General features: G+C 68.4%; 16 protein-coding genes and 2 tRNA genes. 12 read left to right on the forward strand and 6 right to left on the reverse strand.

Translation table 11 applies throughout. The annotated features are described in order from the left end of the window. Positions 1–45: 45 nt before the first annotated feature. Positions 46–495, forward strand: coding sequence for a MaoC family dehydratase (locus ACODSY_RS18625; RefSeq protein WP_488953359.1), 450 nt, complete (start codon positions 46–48; stop codon positions 493–495). Between the two features lie 39 nt (positions 496–534). On the opposite strand, the gene ACODSY_RS18630 is transcribed toward ACODSY_RS18625, so the two are convergent. Then, complete coding sequence (locus ACODSY_RS18630; RefSeq protein WP_488953360.1) at positions 535–1,383, reverse strand: S1 family peptidase; 849 nt, start codon at positions 1,381–1,383, stop codon at positions 535–537. A 194-nt stretch (positions 1,384–1,577) separates the two neighbouring features. Here ACODSY_RS18630 and ACODSY_RS18635 point away from each other — a divergent pair, with 194 nt between their 5' ends. The 5 genes from ACODSY_RS18635 to ACODSY_RS18655 all read left to right on the forward strand — a co-directional run bounded on the left by ACODSY_RS18635 (position 1,578) and on the right by ACODSY_RS18655 (position 7,321). Beyond that, positions 1,578–3,683, forward strand: a complete 2,106-nt coding sequence (locus ACODSY_RS18635) for a S9 family peptidase (RefSeq protein ID WP_488953361.1) — start codon at positions 1,578–1,580, stop codon at positions 3,681–3,683. After that, a complete protein-coding gene (locus ACODSY_RS18640) occupies positions 3,680–4,225 on the forward strand; it encodes a GNAT family N-acetyltransferase (protein ID WP_488953363.1) in 546 nt (181 codons plus the stop codon). Before ACODSY_RS18635 ends, ACODSY_RS18640 begins: the two co-directional genes overlap by 4 nt. 256 nt (positions 4,226–4,481) lie before the next feature. After that, positions 4,482–5,909 carry a sensor histidine kinase gene (locus tag ACODSY_RS18645; protein ID WP_488953364.1) on the forward strand — a complete coding sequence of 476 codons (1,428 nt, stop codon included), beginning with the start codon at positions 4,482–4,484 and terminating at the stop codon, positions 5,907–5,909. Further along, a complete protein-coding gene (gene fixJ, locus ACODSY_RS18650; RefSeq protein ID WP_488953366.1) occupies positions 5,866–6,486 on the forward strand; it encodes a response regulator FixJ in 621 nt (206 codons plus the stop codon). Before ACODSY_RS18645 ends, fixJ begins: the two co-directional genes overlap by 44 nt. Positions 6,487–6,514: 28 nt before the next feature. Continuing rightward, positions 6,515–7,321: a glycosyltransferase family 25 protein gene (locus ACODSY_RS18655; RefSeq protein ID WP_488953367.1), complete on the forward strand. Its 807-nt coding sequence runs from the start codon at positions 6,515–6,517 to the stop codon at positions 7,319–7,321. 29 nt (positions 7,322–7,350) lie between these two features. Here ACODSY_RS18655 and ACODSY_RS18660 read toward each other — a convergent pair whose 3' ends face one another. The 4 genes from ACODSY_RS18660 to ACODSY_RS18675 all read right to left on the reverse strand — a co-directional run bounded on the left by ACODSY_RS18660 (position 7,351) and on the right by ACODSY_RS18675 (position 9,839). Continuing rightward, on the reverse strand, positions 7,351–8,184 hold the full coding sequence (locus ACODSY_RS18660; RefSeq protein ID WP_488953369.1) for an ATP-binding protein: 834 nt from the start codon (positions 8,182–8,184) through the stop codon (positions 7,351–7,353). Positions 8,185–8,378: 194 nt separating this feature from the next. Continuing rightward, positions 8,379–9,074 (reverse strand): response regulator transcription factor, encoded by a 696-nt coding sequence (locus ACODSY_RS18665; RefSeq protein ID WP_488953370.1) that lies wholly within the window; start codon positions 9,072–9,074, stop codon positions 8,379–8,381. Between the two features lie 5 nt (positions 9,075–9,079). Then, on the reverse strand, positions 9,080–9,496 hold the full coding sequence (locus ACODSY_RS18670; protein WP_488953371.1) for a response regulator: 417 nt from the start codon (positions 9,494–9,496) through the stop codon (positions 9,080–9,082). Between the two features lie 269 nt (positions 9,497–9,765). Next, positions 9,766–9,839: transfer RNA gene (locus ACODSY_RS18675), tRNA-Gln, on the reverse strand. A gap of 144 nt (positions 9,840–9,983) precedes the next feature. Here ACODSY_RS18675 and ACODSY_RS18680 point away from each other — a divergent pair. The 3 genes from ACODSY_RS18680 to ACODSY_RS18690 all read left to right on the forward strand — a co-directional run bounded on the left by ACODSY_RS18680 (position 9,984) and on the right by ACODSY_RS18690 (position 12,461). Further along, positions 9,984–10,060: transfer RNA gene (locus ACODSY_RS18680), tRNA-Pro, on the forward strand. Positions 10,061–10,407: 347 nt separating this feature from the next. Next, positions 10,408–11,472, forward strand: a complete 1,065-nt coding sequence (locus tag ACODSY_RS18685) for an alpha/beta fold hydrolase (protein ID WP_488953373.1) — start codon at positions 10,408–10,410, stop codon at positions 11,470–11,472. A 38-nt stretch (positions 11,473–11,510) separates the two neighbouring features. Beyond that, positions 11,511–12,461, forward strand: a complete 951-nt coding sequence (locus tag ACODSY_RS18690; RefSeq protein ID WP_488953375.1) for an MBL fold metallo-hydrolase — start codon at positions 11,511–11,513, stop codon at positions 12,459–12,461. A gap of 4 nt (positions 12,462–12,465) precedes the next feature. Here the strand turns inward: ACODSY_RS18690 and ACODSY_RS18695 are convergent, their stop codons facing one another. Then, positions 12,466–13,539 (reverse strand): amidohydrolase family protein, encoded by a 1,074-nt coding sequence (locus ACODSY_RS18695; RefSeq protein ID WP_488953377.1) that lies wholly within the window; start codon positions 13,537–13,539, stop codon positions 12,466–12,468. 124 nt (positions 13,540–13,663) lie between these two features. Here ACODSY_RS18695 and ACODSY_RS18700 point away from each other — a divergent pair, with 124 nt between their 5' ends. The 3 genes from ACODSY_RS18700 to mhpA are packed head-to-tail and all read left to right on the forward strand — an operon-like array spanning position 13,664 to position 16,959. Beyond that, positions 13,664–14,590 carry a VOC family protein gene (locus ACODSY_RS18700; RefSeq protein WP_488953378.1) on the forward strand — a complete coding sequence of 309 codons (927 nt, stop codon included), beginning with the start codon at positions 13,664–13,666 and terminating at the stop codon, positions 14,588–14,590. Positions 14,591–14,600: 10 nt separating this feature from the next. Next, positions 14,601–15,458: a fumarylacetoacetate hydrolase family protein gene (locus ACODSY_RS18705; RefSeq protein WP_488953379.1), complete on the forward strand. Its 858-nt coding sequence runs from the start codon at positions 14,601–14,603 to the stop codon at positions 15,456–15,458. Between the two features lies 1 nt (position 15,459). After that, positions 15,460–16,959, forward strand: coding sequence for a bifunctional 3-(3-hydroxy-phenyl)propionate/3-hydroxycinnamic acid hydroxylase MhpA (gene mhpA / locus ACODSY_RS18710; RefSeq protein ID WP_488953380.1), 1,500 nt, complete (start codon positions 15,460–15,462; stop codon positions 16,957–16,959). Positions 16,960–16,965 lie beyond the last annotated feature (6 nt).

Below are 16,965 nucleotides of genomic sequence, written 5' to 3' on the forward strand. Positions count from 1 at the left end.
TTAGAGGCTTGCTCTCGAACTCAAACACGCGAGGGAGCGGACGAAATGAACCCCGTCGAGATCAAGGACCTGCCCGGACTGGTCGGCCAGGAAGTGGGCGTATCGGACTGGGTCCTCATCGACCAGGACCGGGTCAACAAGTTCGCCGAGGCCACCGGCGACCACCAGTGGATCCATGTGGACGTCGAGCGCGCCACCCGCGAGATCGGCGGCCCGATCGCCCACGGCTACCTGACGCTCTCGCTCATCCCGTTCCTCGGCGCCGGCATGCTGCCGGTGAAGGGCGTGACGCGCGGCATCAACTACGGCTCGGACAAGGTCCGCTTCATCAACATGGTCCGCGTCGGCAAGCGCGTGCGCATGCGCCAGAAGCTGATCGGCGCCGAGCCCAAGGCCGGCGGCATGCAGCTCAAGAACGAGTGCACCATCGAGATCGAGGGCGAGACCAAGCCCGCCTGCATCGCCGAGACGATCTCGGTCCTGTACGGCGCCTGACGGACAGCAGGATCCCGGGCCGTCGACGACGGCCTGGGGTCAGTCCCGAGCGGCCTCTTCCGCCGAGGCCGTGCGGCCGCCGCTGACGGCGGTCATGCCCTCGGCCACTGTCGCCGGGGCCAGCGGATTCTGCATCAGGCCGATCGTCTCGCGCACGAACTTTGCGTGGGTGACGATGCCGATCTCCAGCCGCTCGCTGTTCAGCTCGACCTGCTGGGTCAGCAAGCCGGCGATGAAGCCCGTATCGCCCTTCTCGGCCGGCTTGTCGGCCACCTGGGTCACGCCGGGCTCGGCCTTCACGGGATGGCTGATGAACACGGGCCCGCCCGAGTTGCCGGGGAAGACCGAAAAGTCCAGCAGGAAGGTCGGGAAGATCTTGGCCGGCGCAACCGGATACGAGGCCACCCGGCCCGAACGCAGGATCGGGAAGCCGGCCGAATTGGCCGACAGGCCGCGCGGGAAGCCCAGGGCCATCATCTCGTCGCCGGCCGTCACCTGCTCCTTGTCGAAGGTCTCGTCGGCGGCCAGGTAGTCGAGCGGCAGCGCCGCCTTGGCGAATTCCGGCGGGGCCTTGATGCTGATGGCCGCGACGTCGCGGTTCGGGTGGTGCGTCCAGAGCTCGCGGCCGTTGTCGTCGCGAATCTTCAGCTGCTGGGGCGAATAGCTCCACGAACCGTCGGCATTCGAGATGCGGTAGCCGATCCGGGCGTTCACGCCGGGCATCTTCTGGAACACATGGTTGGCGGTGACGAGCACCGTCCGCGTCTGACCGTCGGGCCCCGGCGTTGAGATGAGAAAGCCAGTCCCGACCGTACGCGTACCGTCGCCCAGCGGTTGTTCCAGCTGAACGGTCGCGTGGATCAGCTCTACCGCAAGATCCATGACCATGAGGGTTGCCCTAAAACTCGATGCGCTACTCGCGTCTTTGATGCGCGATGCAGATGCACAAGTAGTGAATCACGGAACCCGGTCTGCCAACAAGTCGCCACATTCGGCTGCGGCCGGACGCCGCGCGCGGAAACGCACAGGCGCCGGGTCCGTAGGCGCTTGAGTGATACGGGCGGGCGTCGCATCTAGCCGCCATGAGCCTTCCCAAACCGCCCGTCGCGCCCAAGCATCCCCACCGCATCGAACAGCTCGGCCGCGTCCGCGTGGACGACTATGCCTGGATGAAGGACGACAACTGGCAGCAGGTGCTGCGCGACCCCAAGGTGCTGCGCGCCGACGTCCGCCAGCACCTGGACGCCGAGAACGCCTACACCAAGGCCGTACTCGCCGAGACCGAGGCGCTGCAGGCGCAGATGTTCGCGGAGATGAAGGGGCGGATCAAAGAGGATGACAGCTCGGTGCCGTCGCCAGACGGCGCCTGGGACTACTACTCCCGCTACGCCATCGGGGCCGAGCATCCGGTGCATGCGCGCAAGCCACGGGGCCAGGACGGCGGCGAGCAGGTGCTGCTGGACGAGGACGCCCTGGCCAAGGGCAAGGCCTATTTCCAGGTGGGCGCGGCCAGCCACAGCCCGGACCATGCGCTCTACGCCTGGGCCGCCGATGAGCAGGGCTCGGAGTACTATCAAATTCGGGTGAAGGACCTCGCGAACGGCCAGGAGACCGGTCCGCCGATCGAGAGCGCCTATGGCGACTTATGTTTCTCGCCGGACAGCCAATGGATCTTCTGGATCTGGCGGGACGAGAACGCCCGGCCGGCCAAGGTCTTCCGCCGCCCGGCGCGAGGTGGCGACGATACGCTGGTCTATGAGGAAAAGGACGACGGCATGTTCCTGGGCGTCGGCGTCGCCGCCGACGACAGCCACGTCCTGATTCACGTGGGCAACCAGGAGACCACCGAGATCTGGCTGATCCCCGCCATCGACCCCACCGCGCAGCCGGTCGTCGCCGAGCCCCGGCGGGTGGGCGTGAAGTACAGCGTCGACCATTGGAGCGACCGCTGGGTGATCCGCACCAATGACGACGGCGCGGTCGACTTCAAGCTGAGCGTCTCGGAGGCGGCAGTCCCCTCCAAGGTGACCTGGCGCGACTGGATCGCCCACGAGCCCGGCCGCTACATCACCGGCTTCGCGGCCTTCGCCCGCCATCTGGTCCGCGCCGAGCGCGTGAACGCCCTGGACCGGCTGGTGGTCATGACCCGCGACGGCGGCGAACACACCGTCGCTTTCGACGAGGAGGCCTACGCGCTCAACCTCGAGGGCGGCTACGAGTACGAGACCACCGTCACCCGCTTCGTCTACCAGTCGCCGACCACGCCCCGGCAGACCTTCGACTACGACATGGCGACCCGCGAGCGGACGCTGCGCAAGACCCAGGAGATTCCGTCCGGCCACGATGCGAGCCGCTATGTGGCGCGGCGTCTGTACGCGAAGGCGCCCGACGGCGCCGAGGTGCCGATCACGCTCCTGATGCTGAAGGACACGCCTCAGGACGGCTCGGCGCCGGTGCTGCTCTACGGCTATGGCAGCTACGGCCACGCCATGGAGCCCAGCTTCTCGATCCGCAACCTCAGCCTGGTGGACCGTGGCTGGATCTGGGCCACGGCCCACATCCGCGGCGGCTCGGACAAGGGCTGGGGCTGGTTCCTGGACGGGCGCAAGGATAAAAAACCAAATAGTTTCATCGATTTCATCGCCTGCGCCGAACACTTGGTCGCCGAGAACTACGCGACCAAGGGCCGGATCGCGGCCTACGGCGGTTCCGCGGGCGGCATGCTGATGGGTGCGGTGGCCAATCTGCGACCGGACCTTTGGGGCGCGATCATCGCCGCCGTGCCGTTCGTGGACGTGCTCAACACCATGAGCGACACCACCCTGCCGCTCACCCCGCCGGAGTGGCCCGAATGGGGCAACCCGATCGAGGACGCCGCCGCCTACGACCTGATCGCGAGCTACAGCCCCTACGACCGCGTTTCGGCCCAGGCCTATCCCCCGATCCTCGCCACTGGGGGGCTCTCGGACCCGCGCGTCACCTACTGGGAGCCAGCCAAGTGGGTGGCCAAGCTGCGCGAACACGCGACAGGCGACGCACCGATCCTGCTCAAGATCAACATGGAGGCGGGCCACGGCGGCGCATCTGGCCGTTTCGACTTCCTGAAAGAAATCGCATTGGACTACGCCTTCGCCGTCTGGGCGCTGGAGAAGGGGTGGGCGATGTCGGAAAAGGTCGGGGCGGGATGATCATCCGGGCGGCGACGGCGGGCGACGCGGAGGCGCTGGCAGCGATCTACGGCCACCATGTGCTGCACGGCTTCGGCACCTTCGAGATCGAGCCGCCGGACGCCGCCTGGATGGATGGCCGCCGCCGAGAGATCCAGGGCTATGGCCTGCCGTACCTCGTGGCCGAGCGCGAGGGACGCGTGCTGGGCTATGCCTATGCCGGTCCGTTTCGCCCCCGTCCCGGCTATCGGTTTACCGCGGAAGACAGCGTCTACGTCTCCCCCGATGCGGTCGGCCAGGGGATCGGACGCGCCGTCCTGTCCCAGGTGGTACAGGACTGCGAGGCGTTCGGGTTGCGACAGCTGGTGGCTGTGATCGGCGACAGCGGCAACGCCGCCTCCATCGGCCTGCATCGCTCGCTGGGCTTCACCGACGCCGGCGTGGGCAAGAGCCTCGGCTTCAAGCACGGACGGTGGGTCGACATCGTCTGGATGCAAAAATCGTTGAATGGCGGAAGTGAAACCGCCCCGTCAGCCTCCGGGATCAAACTGTCGGGTAGCTGACGAAGCTATTCGCCTCAACAGAGACAGTCTTCGCGGGAATTCGCGCACGAAGCGAGTTTCCCCACATGTACGTACCCTTATGTAGTTGTACGTAATTGCTCAGCTCGAAAAATTTTCGCACAACACGTTTGTCGGAACGGGGCCGACGCGGAATGTAGAATACATGGCAAGGTTGTGGACGGGAAATCGCACAACCGGCGTGGCAATCTCGAGTTCTGGTCTCCGCCTAGTTAGGGGCCAGCTTCTGGCGGTCGGCGTGTCCGCGACCATCCTGGCCGCGCTCTATGCCCTGCGTCCGATGTTCAGCCACTCGGTCTATCTGGTCTGCGCGCCGGCGTTGCTGGCGTGCGCAGCGTTTGGCGGCGTCGGTTCCGCCCTGACCGCGGCGCTCTTGCTGGCGCTCGGCGGCTTCACCCTGGAAGGCCTCGACAACCTGCCCTTGCTCGAGCGCACGGTGCGGGCGGCGCTGTTCCTGGCGCTCGGGCTCGGCGTCACGGGCTGGGTGCGCTCGCTGATGGCCCAGCGCCTGGCGGCGGCGGAGATCATCGCCGACCAGGCCGAGCGCGAGGAATTGCTGCAGGCCAGCCTGGAGATCGTCGCCGACGCCCTGGTGCTGATCGACGACCGCGGCGTCATCCAAAGCTTCAGCCACCCGGCCGAGCGGCTGTTCGGCTGGCCCGCCGAGGAGGCGGTCGGCCAGAACTTCAGCAAGCTGATGCCCCCCGGGGAAGACGGCGCCCTGACCGGCCAGCCGGCGCGGCATGACGGCGACATCAGCGGCAGCACCCGCAAGCTGACCGGCCTTCGCAAGGATGGGGCGACCTTCCCCATGGAGGTGCGAGTGGGCGAGGTGGCCATCGGAGGGCGGCGGTTGCTGACCATGGTGGTCCGCGACATGACCTCCATCTTCGAGGCCGAACGCCGCTCGGAAGAACTGCGCGAACAGCTCACCCAGGTCTGGAGCGCCAACTCCATGGGCGAGATGGCTTCGGTGCTCGCGCACGAACTCAACCAGCCGTTGTCGGCCGTGGCGAACTACCTCCGCGCGGCGCGCAACCTGATCGCCCGGATGGAGCTGGACGACGACGACCTGATCGACGCCGTGGCCCGAGCCGGCGACCAGGCCGTGCGGGCTGGCGAGATCATCCGCACCATGCGCGACCTGGCCACGCGCGGCGGCACGCTGCAGAAGCTCGAAAGCCTGTCGGCGATGATCGGCGAGGTCGACTTCATCATCGCCGTGATGGCCCGCGATGCGAACGTCCGCTTGGTCTACGATCTGTACAAGGGTCGCGACACGGTGATCGCCGACCGCATCCAGATTCAACAGCTGGTGGTCAACCTGGCGCGCAACGCCATCGAAGCTGTGACGAAGTACCCGAACCGCCAAGTTAACATTTCAACCCGTCTGGAACCGGACGACCGGCTCGTAACTACAGTCGAGGACAGTGGTCCTGGTATCGACCAGAGCGTGGCCGAGCGACTCTTTCAACCGTTGGCTAGCACAAAGCCCGAAGGCATGGGGCTAGGCCTCTCGATTTCCAGTGCTATAGTCGAAAATCACAGGGGACGGATCTGGGTCGAACAGAGCCGCCTGGGTGGCGCCGCTTTTAGTTTTGTATTGGCGCGGGCAGGTGAAGATGGCGAGCGGGACGGCCGATCGGACGGTGTTCGTCGTCGATGACGACGATGCGGCTCGCGATTCCCTGGTCATGCTGCTGAAGTCCGACGGCCTCACCTCCCGGGGGTTCGCCTCGGCTCACGATTTCCTCGCCACCTTCGACCCCGGGGCGAGGGGCTGCATCATCACCGACCTACGCATGCCCAGCATGGACGGCATCGAGCTGATCCGGGCGCTCAGGGACGTCGGCTGCATACTACCAGTGATAGTAATCACCGGTCATGCGGACGTGAGCCGAGCCGTCGACGCGATGAAGGCGGGCGCCATCGACTTCATCGAGAAACCGTTCGAGGGCGAGGTCATCCTGAAGGGCGTGCGCCATTGCCTGGAGGAGAACGACGCAGCCGTGGACGCCGGCGCCGCCCGCACCCGGATCCTGCGCCGGCTGGAGAGCCTTACGCCGCGCGAGCGGCAGGTGCTGGACCTGATCGTGGACGGAGCCAGCAACAAGATCATCGCCGCCACGCTTGAGATCAGCCCGCGGACCGTCGAGATCTACCGCGCCAACGTCATGTCGAAGATGCGGGCGGAGAGCCTCTCCGACCTGATCCGCTCGACGATCACGGCCGGGGCGGCCTAGACGCCGATCGTCAGGCCCCCGAGACCGCATGCGCTGCATCTATATCAACCTTGACCAGGCGGAAGATCGCCGCGGCGCCCTGGAGGCGAGCTTCGCCGGCGCTCAGCGCCCGGGGTGGGAGTTGGTCCGGCAGCCGGCGCTGGGACCTGCCGACGTCACCGGCCTGGAAGGATCCCTCACGCCCCGCCAGAAGGCCTGCTACGCCAGCCACTGCGCGGCGATCGAGTCCTGCCTGGACGACGAGGAGGACGTGCTGATCGTCGAGGACGACGCGAACTTCTCGCCGCGCGCCTTCGAGATCCTCGACAAGGTCCGGAACGCGCCGAAGGCCTGGGACGTCCTCTTCCTCGACCTGGACCTCGTGGAGCCGAACGACATGGTCCACTACGCGCGGCAGTGGCGGCGGCTGCAGGCGGCGGACCAGGTGACGGTGCCGGACCTGGCCTCGACGCGGTTCGCCAGCGCCAGCGCCTATGTGGTCCGGGGCCCGGCGAAGCGCAGGCTCGCAGAACTTCTGCATGGACCGCGCTACGACAACCCCTACGACCTGAAGCTCCGCGATCTCTGCCATGAAGGCGCGCTGCAGATGCGCATGTGCTTTCCCTTCCTCGCGCGCCTGTCGCCGGCGGCGATGTCGTCGCAGATCTCGCAGCCCCGCGGGCTGCTCGAGGCGACCCTGATGACCTTCCGGCGGCTGATGTTCATCGATCGCGACCCCGCGGAGGCGGTCGCCGAGGCCGAGGCCCTGAAGGCCCGGTACGCGGATCCCGGCGCCTACGCCATCGGCCTCACCCTGGGGGCGCTGGCCTCGGGTTCGATACCCGACAGCTGGTGACGCGCCAGGCTCCGCCGGGCGCAGCCGACTTAGGCCCGCGGTAGATAGACCGTCGCTGTCGTGCCGCGTCCGACCTCGGACACCAGCTTCAGCGCACCGCCCGCCCGCCGAGCGAAGTCGCGCACGCCGGCCAGGCCCAGGCCGCTGCCGCCGCGTCCCGCGCGGGTGGTGAAATAGTGCTCGGCCGCGCGCGCCAGCACCTCTGGCGACATGCCGACGCCGGAGTCGATCACGGAGAAGGCCACATAGCGGCCGGGGGCCAGACCCAGCGCCGCGGCCTGTGCGCCGCCCAGCGTTCGCGGCGTGGCGGCGATCTGCACCGCGCCGCCGCGCGGCATGGCGTGGCCGGCGTTGACGCAGAGGTTCAGCAAGGCGGATTCCAGCGCGCCGCGATCCGCGCGGCAGGCCATCGGCTCGGGCAGGGCCAGCGCCACCACGGTCACGGTGGCGGCCGTGGACACCTGCGCCAACCGCGCGGTGGCGACCGTGACCTCGGCCGCGTCGACCCGCTCTTCGCGCGACGGCTCGGCGGGACGCGCGAGCTCGGCGATGCGCTGCAGCAGTTCAGCGCCCTTTTCCGCCGCCTCCTGGCTGATGCGGGCCAGGTCGTATTGGTCGGAATCACGAGGCAGCGAGGCGGTGAGCGCCTCATTGGCGGCGAGGATCACGTTCAGCAGGTTGTTGAAATCATGGACCAGGATATCGGCCTGACGCCGGCGCGCGTCGGGGCGCGTATCGGCCTGGATTTCGGAGCGTCGGGCCGGGCGGGCTTTCGCGCGGCGAAGCGCGCGCGCCGGCGTGGCTGCGGGCGGCCCCGGGCGGGTCCCGGCGTCTTCCCTGGTCGCGATGCCGTCCGATGCCATGGCTGGCCGCCGTCCCGCCCCATCCGTGGCCAAAATGTGGCCGAGCGAATCAAGAGCATGCGTGCTGGTGGAAGACATCCCGGGACCACTACCTAGGTACAGTTACGGAGCGGCGGGGCGCCGCATGGTGGAGCTGGACAACCGGACGGCCGGGCCCTCGCGAAGACCGGCCGCCCTGGCGTTCAAGCGGCCGATCAGGCGGCCAGGCGCTCGGGCTTGGCGTCGCGCAGCATGTAGCCGCCACCCCAGACGGTCTCGATCTGGCTGTCGCCGCCGGCCGCCGCCGCGATCTTCTTCCGCAGCTTGCAGATGAAGACGTCGATGATCTTGATCTCGGGCTCGCTCAGGCCGTTGTACAGGTGGTTGAGGCACGCCTCCTTGGTGAGGACGGTGTTCTTCCGGAGCGAGAGCAGTTCCAGCATCTTGTACTCGCTGGGCGTCAGGTGGATCGGCTGGCCCGACACTTCGGCGCTGCGCGTGTTGAGGTTCAGGGCGATGGCGCCCGTACGGATGATCGACTCGACGTGGCCACGCGAACGGCGAACCACGGCGTTGATACGGGCGGTCAGCTCGGACTTGTGGAACGGCTTGGTCATGTAGTCGTCGGCGCCCACCGCCAGCGATGCGACCTTGGTCTCCACGTCGGTCGTCCCCGACAGGATGATCACCGGCGTGGCGTTCTTCTTCAGGCGCAGTTCGCGCAGAGCCTCGATGCCGGTGATGTCCTCGAGGTCGATGTCCATCAGGATCGCGTCGTACTCGTAGACCTCGGCCAGTTCGACCGCCTCCTCGCCCGACGCCGTCATGGACACGTTGTGCCCCTCGGCGCCCAGGATCAGCTTCACGCTCTTGGCGGTGGCTTCGTTGTCTTCGACGAGAAGAATGTGCATCGGATCTAACCCCTGAGATCGTTCGAATGGACGGATGACAACTGGATGGACGGCCGGGCGATGACGGACTTCGACATCCTCATGAGCTCGGACATGCGGAAGGGCTTGGCCAGCACCTCGTCGGCGCCCAGGTGGCGAGCCCAGCTCAGATAGTCGGCGCCTTTCGAGCGACCGGCGCCCGAGATCGCGATGACCTTGGGGGGACGCGCCCCCTGCTTGATGGCCCGGATCGCCCCGATGCCCTCGATGTCGGGCATGACGATGTCGGTCACCACCAGGTCGGGCCGGTGGGCGCCCGCCATGCGGATGCCGGCCCGGCCGTTGTCTGCGGCGACGGTCTGGAAACCCGCCGCCTGGAACGCCATCGACATCAGCCGCAGCAACGCCGCGTCGTCGTCGATGATCAGCACCTTGCCACCCATGAAAAGCCCCTACCCCCTAGGACGACGCCGTCTCGAGCAGGCGACCCAGCCCCCGGGTGTCGCGCACTTCGGAGAGGTGTCCTGGGATCATCTGCGGCCCGTCGTGTTCACTATGGTTAACGACAAGAACCACAGTGATTCGGTCCGAGGAAATTCGGGACGATTGCTTAAGTAGATTCCCCGAGTGACAGGGTGTCGCGGCAATGTCGGGTTGTGCGAAACCGAAAGCTCTGCCTTGGGCCGGATGAGGGGCTAAGGCAGGCGGGCCGTGGCTGGGGAACTAGGACTCGAACCTAGAATGACGGTACCAAAAACCGCAGTGTTACCATTACACCATTCCCCAGCAGGAACGGCCGGCGAGGACCCTCAGGCCCTCGGGAGCGGGGGAAATAGCGCAGCGCGCCGGCCGATGCAACGCCCCTGAACAAACGTCCTTTTCCCCCGCTTGCAGCCCGGCGGACCCTCCTCTATAAGCGCGCCTCCAAGTCGGAGTGTGGCTCAGTCTGGTAGAGCACTGCGTTCGGGACGCAGGGGTCGCAGGTTCAAATCCTGCCACTCCGACCATTCATCTCCCCCACTGAAGCGGGGAGACCTCTTTCCCGAAAATTCCATGAAACATCCGTGCGTGCGCGGATGCGGCGCCGAGGGGACCGGCCGTCGCCTGACCCTATCCAGGTCCCCTTCAGGCGCGGTCCGGAAGGGAAGCGCGGAGAGACCAGTGATGGCTACTCCACCGCGACGCCTCGAATATCGACGCTTTGGTCACTTCCTAAAAGCTTCACACCACACGCCATCGCCTCGGCGATGACATTCTCCTTGTCGCCCCGCCGCCAACGACGATAGGTTAGTTGACCATATCGTCATTTCAATCAAAGCTGGCCATCCGGCGACGACGGCAGAGGAACTGCGCGATGCCCCCCGAAACGACAGGTGAAGCCCCACCGGCCACCCGGCGTCGGACCACCCGGCGAACTCTGGTGCAGGGCGCGCTGGTCGCGCCCATGGCCGCGGCGGCGCCCGCCGGCGCACAACCTTCACCCGCGGCCGCGCCGCCCCTCGCCGCCGGCCTCCCTGGGCGCGGCGGGCCGGCCTACAAGCCCGCCTTCGTGCCGCACGGCTACCCGGAAAGGACCGTCGACCTCGGCGAGGTCGTGATGAACTATGTGGTCGGCGGCTCGCCCTCGAAACCAGCGCTGCTCCTCATCCCGGGCCAGACCGAATCCTGGTGGGGCTACGAAGCGGCGATCAGGCTTCTCGAGGCGGATTTCCAGGTCTACGCCATCGACCTGCGCGGCCAGGGCCGCACCACTTGGACGCCCGGCCGCTACACGCTGGACAACATGGGCAACGACCTGGTCCGCTTCATCGCCACGGTGATCAAGCGTCCCGTCGTCACCAGCGGCTGCTCTTCGGGTGGCGTGCTCTCCTGCTGGCTATCGGCCTACGCCCTGCCCGGCCAGTTGCGCGGCGCGATCTACGAGGATCCGCCGCTGTTCGCCTCGGAGCTGACGCCGGCCTTCGGCCCCTCGGTGCGCCAGACCATCGTCGGCCCGATCTTCCAGCGCTTCGCCGCCTACCTGGGAAACCAGTGGAGCGTGGGCGCCTACGCGACCATGGGCGGCGGGATGGGCGCGCCGGCCGAACCACCGCAGAACGTCAAGGAATACGACCCCGAGTGGGGCCGCGCGCACTACGAGGGAACCGTCGCGGCGAGCTGCCCGCACGACCGCATGCTGGCCAAGGTCAAGGTCCCTGTGCTGCTGACGCACCACGGCCGCACCGTCGACCCGGCAACCGGCCGGCTGGTCGGCGCCTTGACCGACCTGCAGGCGCGGCAGGCCGGCGAGATCATCAGGAAGGCGGGACAGCCGTTCGACTACGTGTCGCTGCCGGACGCCGCCCACGCCATGCACGCCGCCCAGCCCGAGCGGTTCGCCACCGTCGTGCGCGATTGGGCCGGCAAGTTGCCGGCCTGAGCCAGCGCCGCCCGACCTCTGACCCGGAAAGATCCCGAATGCACCGCCTGTCCCTGACGCTGCTCGCCGTCTGCGCCGCCACCGCGCTCGCCACGCCCGTCGCGGCCGCGCCGGCGACGCTGACCTTCACCACCCTGGGCACCAACTCCGGGCCGATCCCTCGCAAGGATCGGTCCGAGCCGGCCAACCTGGTGCGCTTTGGCGATCGGCTGATCCTGGTCGACGTGGGCGATGGCGCGGCCGAGCAACTCGCCAAGGCCGGCGTTGGCATCGACCAGGTCCAGACGGTGCTGATCAGCCACCTGCACTTCGACCACACCGGCGGCCTCTTCGCCTTCCTGAGCCTGCGCTACCAGACCAGCGGGCCGAACCCGGTGACCATCTACGGCCCTGCGGGCACGCGCGAGACCGTGGCCAGCCTGTTCGCCGCCATGGAGCACGGCGGCCACGCGATCCAGACCATGCGCCTGTCCGGCGGACCGGACGCCGGCGTGAAGGTCGTGGAAATCGAGGACGGCTCCACCTTCAACGCCGGCGATGTGAAGGTCACCGCCACCGAGAACAGTCACTACGCCACCCTCAAGTCCGGGGCCGGTCCGCGCCCCGTGTCGCTGTCGTTCCGCTTCGACGCCCCCGGCCGCTCGATCCTCTACACGGGCGACACCGGTCCCAGCCCGAAGGTCGAGCAGGCCTGCAAGGGCGTCGACCTGCTGGTCAGCGAGATGATGGACCCGGCCCTGGCCATCGCCCGCATAAAGGTCAACCGGCCGGGCGGCCCGCCGGCGATCTACGACCTGGTCGAGGACCATTTCCGGCGCGAGCATCTGTCACCGTCCGAGGTGGGCAAGCTGGCCACGGCCTGCGGCGCCAAGACCGTCGTCGCCACACACAACTCGCTGGAGCGCGACGAGCTGGACGGCGCACGCACGGGCATCGCGGCGCAGTTCAAGGGCAAGATCGTCCTTGCCGAGGATCTGCAGACGTTCTGAGGGGTCACGCGCGCCGCAGCGCGGCGAGGCGGGGGAAGATGCGTTCGGCGTTCTCTCGCGCGACCGCCCGCATCTCCGCCTCGCTCAGGCCGTTGCCCGAGAGTTGGTGGATGTTGCGCGCGACACCCATTTCGGGCGTGAAGGGCCAGTCGCTGCCGAACAGGACCTGGGTGATCGGCGCGAGACGGCGCAGGCCGGCGAAGGCGACGGGATGCCCCGATAGCGCCACGTCGTAATAGAGCCGCGCCAGCGTCTCGAAGACCTCGGCCTCGGACGCCGGGCGCGGGCTGATGAAGGGCAGGTTCGCGAAGGCCGCGATCCGGGCCACCAGCGCCGGCAGGGCCGCACCGCCATGCGGAACAATCACGTTGATGTCCGGGTGCGCCTGCAGGGTCCTCGAATACAGCAGGTCGACCAGGGTGCGCGTCGTATCCAGCGGGAATTCCAGCATCGGCGCGGGCCGCCCCAGTCCGACGGCCTCGAAGCAGGCCGGGCTGGTGGGGTGGAGGAACAGGGTCGCCTTGCGCCGGTTCAGCTCGGCGAAGATCGGCGCGAAGGCCGGCGACGCCAGGTAGGTCCCGTCGATATTGGTCTCCAGGATCACCCCGTCGACACCCAGCACATCGAAGGCGCGCCGCACCTCGCTCAGCGAGCTCTCGACGTCCGGCATGGGCAGTGTGGCGAAGAAGCCGAAGCGGCCCGGATGGGCCGCCACCAGCGCCGCGCCGGCGTCGTTCACCTGTCGGACGAGCGCCGGTCGGCGGGACGGCGGGAGGAAATGAGTCGAAGGGGACGACAGCGAGATCATCGCCGTCGCGATCTGCTGGCGATCCATCATCTCCAGGGCCGCGTCGGCGCTCCAGGCGGGGATCGGCATGCCGCCGTCCACCGTCCTCAGCCCTGCCTTCGCGAGCGCATCGGCATAGAAGTCGGGCAGGAAATGCTGGTGGACGTCGATCCGTCCGCAGGCGCAGCCTCCACATCCCGCCGTCTTCGCTTCCGCCATCTCGCTCCCCAGCACCAGCGCCCCGCCCGACGCCGCCAGGGCGGCGCGGCGGGTCCATGTTTCGCGGCTCATTCGCCCTCTTCCGACATCACCGCGAGCCTGACCCGTGCGTCAACTGTGGTGCGGTTGGCATTCCAACTTGCCATATCGCAACCGTTCCATCATTCTGACCATATCGTCAACTAAAGGCTCGCCCATGAGCATCCTCAAGATCGAGGACGTCGCCTACGTCCGGTTCAGCGCTCCCGACCTGGGTCGGATGCGCGCCTTCCTGGAGGACTTCGGCCTGGCGGTCGTCGAACACTCGGACACTCGCCTCGTCGCCCGCGGCTCGGGACCGTCTCCCGTCGCGCATGTGACCGACCTGGGCGAGCCGCGCTTCGTCGCCGTGGCCTTCCGGGCCGAGAGCGCCGAGGATCTGAAACGGCTGGCCACGGCCGAGGGGATCGCCGCCTCGAACTCCGACCTGCCCGGCGGCGGACAGGTGGTGTCGCTGAAGGATCCTGACGGCCACCGTGTCGACGTGGTCGCTGGCCAGGCCGCCACCCCGCCCCTGCCGCTGGAGGCCACCGCGCCCTGGAACCGCGCGATGGCCCGCGAACGCCTGCGGGCCACCCGGCGGATAGCGGCGGGCGCGGCGAACGTCGTGCGCCTGGGCCATGTGGTGCTGAACGTTTCGGACTTCCGCGCCTCGGAGCGCTGGTACAAGGACCGCTTCGGCTTCATCACCTCGGACGAGATCCAGGTGGCGCCTGAGTTCGCCATCGGCGCCTTCATGCGTTGCGACCGAGGCGACACGCCCACCGACCACCACACGCTGTTCCTGATGCAGGGCCCCAAGGGCCCGGGCTTCAACCACGCCGCCTACGAGGTGGCCGACCTCGACGACCTGATGCGCGGGCACCAGCGCCTCAAGGAGGCCGGTCGCGACGCCGAGTGGGGCGTGGGCCGCCACATCCTGGGCAGCCAGGTCTTCGACTACTGGCGCGATCCCTGGGGGCACACCCTGGAGCACTGGACCGACGGCGACCTCTTCACCGCCGCGGACGGCTCGAACATCTCGAACCTGCAGGATCTGCTGGGCGTCCAGTGGGGTCCGCAAATGCCCGCGACGATGGGCTGAGGACGACCCGATGAAGCTTGCAACCTTCGAAGCGGGCGCCGCCCCGCAACTCGGCGCCGTGGTCGGCGACCGCATCGTGCCGCTCAACGCCGCCGGCCCGGGCCTCCCGGGCGACATGATCGGCCTGATCGCCGCCTGGCCGCAGGTCGAGCGTGAGGTCCGGCGTCTCGCCGCGGCTGGCGCGGGCGCCGTGGCCCTGGACAGCGTGCATCTGCTGGCGCCTATCCGGCGACCGGGCAAGATCATGGCGATCGGCCTGAACTACGCGGACCACATCGCCGAGAGCAATCTGGGCACGCCCGAGCATCAGGTGTGGTTTTCCAAGGCCCCGACGGCGGCCAATGGCCCCCACGACCCGATCCAGGTGCCGCGGGTCTCGCAAGCCCTGGACTACGAGGCCGAGCTGGTCGCGGTGATCGGACAGGGCGGCCGCCACATCGGCAAGGACGCCGCGGCGGCGGCGATCTTCGGCTACTGCTGCGGCAACGACGCCACCGAGCGCGCCTGGCAGCACCGCACGCCCCAGTGGGTGATAGGCAAGTCGTTCGACACCCACGCCCCGTTCGGGCCCTGGATCACAACGGCCGACGAGGTCCCCGACCCACACCGGCTGGGCATCCGGTGCCTGGTGAACGGCGAGGTTCGCCAGGACTCCAACACCCGACACCTCGTGTTCAACGTCTGGGATCAGATCGAGCATCTCAGCCAGGCCATGACACTGGAGCCCGGCGACCTGATCTTCACCGGCACGCCCGGCGGGATCGGCGCGGCGATGAAGCCCATGCGGTTCCTGAAGGACGGCGATCGGGTGCGGGTGGAGATCGACGGCCTGGGCGCCCTCGACAATCCCTGCGCGAACGAGGCCTGAGATGCCGTCGGCCGGATACGACACCGACGTGCTGGTGGTGGGCCTGGGGCCGGTCGGGTCGGTGCTAACCGCCCTCCTCGCCCAGCGCGGCGTGAACGTCATAGCGATCGAGAAGGACGCCGAGGTCTATCCCCTGCCGCGGGCGGTGCACTTCGACCATGAGATCATGCGGCTGTTCCAGCAGCTGGGGATCGCCGAAGAGGCGCGCCGCCATGCCAGGGATCTGCCCACCTATGAATTCCGCGCCGGCGACGGCCAACTGCTGATGACCCTGCCGCCGCCTCGCGAGACACCGTCGGGCTGGGGCGCGGGGTACATGTTCCACCAGCCCAGCCTGGACGGCGTGCTGCGAGGGCTGGTCGCCCGCCTGCCCGACGCCAGCGCCCGCCTGGGTATGAAGCTGGAGCGGTTCGCCCAGGACGCGGAAGGCGTCACGGCCGAGGTCTCGGGGCCGAAGGGCGCCTCGACGATCCGCGCCCGCTATATCGTCGGCTGCGACGGCGCCTGGAGCCCTGTGCGCGAAACGATCGGTGGCGGCCTGTTCGACTACCAGTTCGACGAGCCCTGGCTGGTGGTCGACGTGAAGGTGATGCCGGACTGCCGCGTGCCGGACGTAAACATCCAGGTCTGCGACCCGGCCCGACCGACCACCTGCGTGCTAAGTGGCCCGGGGCGGCACCGCTGGGAGTTCCTGCTGCTGCCGGGCGAGACACCCGAGGCCATGCTGGACGAGACCGTCGTCCAGGATCTGATCAGGCCCTGGGACTGCGGGCCGGTCGAGGTGGAGCGCATGGCCGTCTACCGGTTCCACGGGCTGGTGGCGAACCGCTGGCGCGACGGCCGCGCCCTGATCGCCGGCGACGCCGCGCATCAGACCCCGCCCTTCGCCGGCCAGGGCATGTGCTCGGGTCTGCGCGATGCGGCCAACCTTTCCTGGAAGCTGGCCGCCGTACTGAAGGGCGAAGCCGGCGAGGCGCTGCTCGACAGCTATCAGGCCGAACGCGAGCCGCACGTGCGCTCGGCCATCGAGCTGGCGATCGGCATGGGCCGTGTGGTCTGCATGCTGGACCCGCACGCCGCCGCCGCGCGCGACGCCGGGATGCTGGCCGCCCGCGAGAGCGGAGCCCCGCCCCTCCCCCCGCTGCAGCCCCCGGTCTTCGCCACAGGCTGCATCCTGGCCGGCGCGCCCGGCGCAGGCGGCATGTTCCCGCAGCCGGTCTCCGGCGAGGGTGAGACCCGTCAACGCTTCGACGACCTGCTGCGTCACGACGCCTGTCTGGTGTCCCGACGCCCTGTCGAGCCCGCCGCCGGCGTGCGCGTCCTGGCGCTCGACACCGACGCGCTGGCGCCCTTCCGGGCAACGCTGGAAGTTTGGCTCCGCAAGTTGGGCGTGGACGCGGTTCTGATCCGCCCCGACCGCTATGTCTTCGGCGCGGGTGATCCCGCGGCGCTCCTGGCCGCCTGGAACCAGAGCCTTTCCCCCCTGCGCCAGGCCGCCTGAGACCTC

It is taken from the genome of Phenylobacterium sp. FG114 (assembly GCF_057809855.1).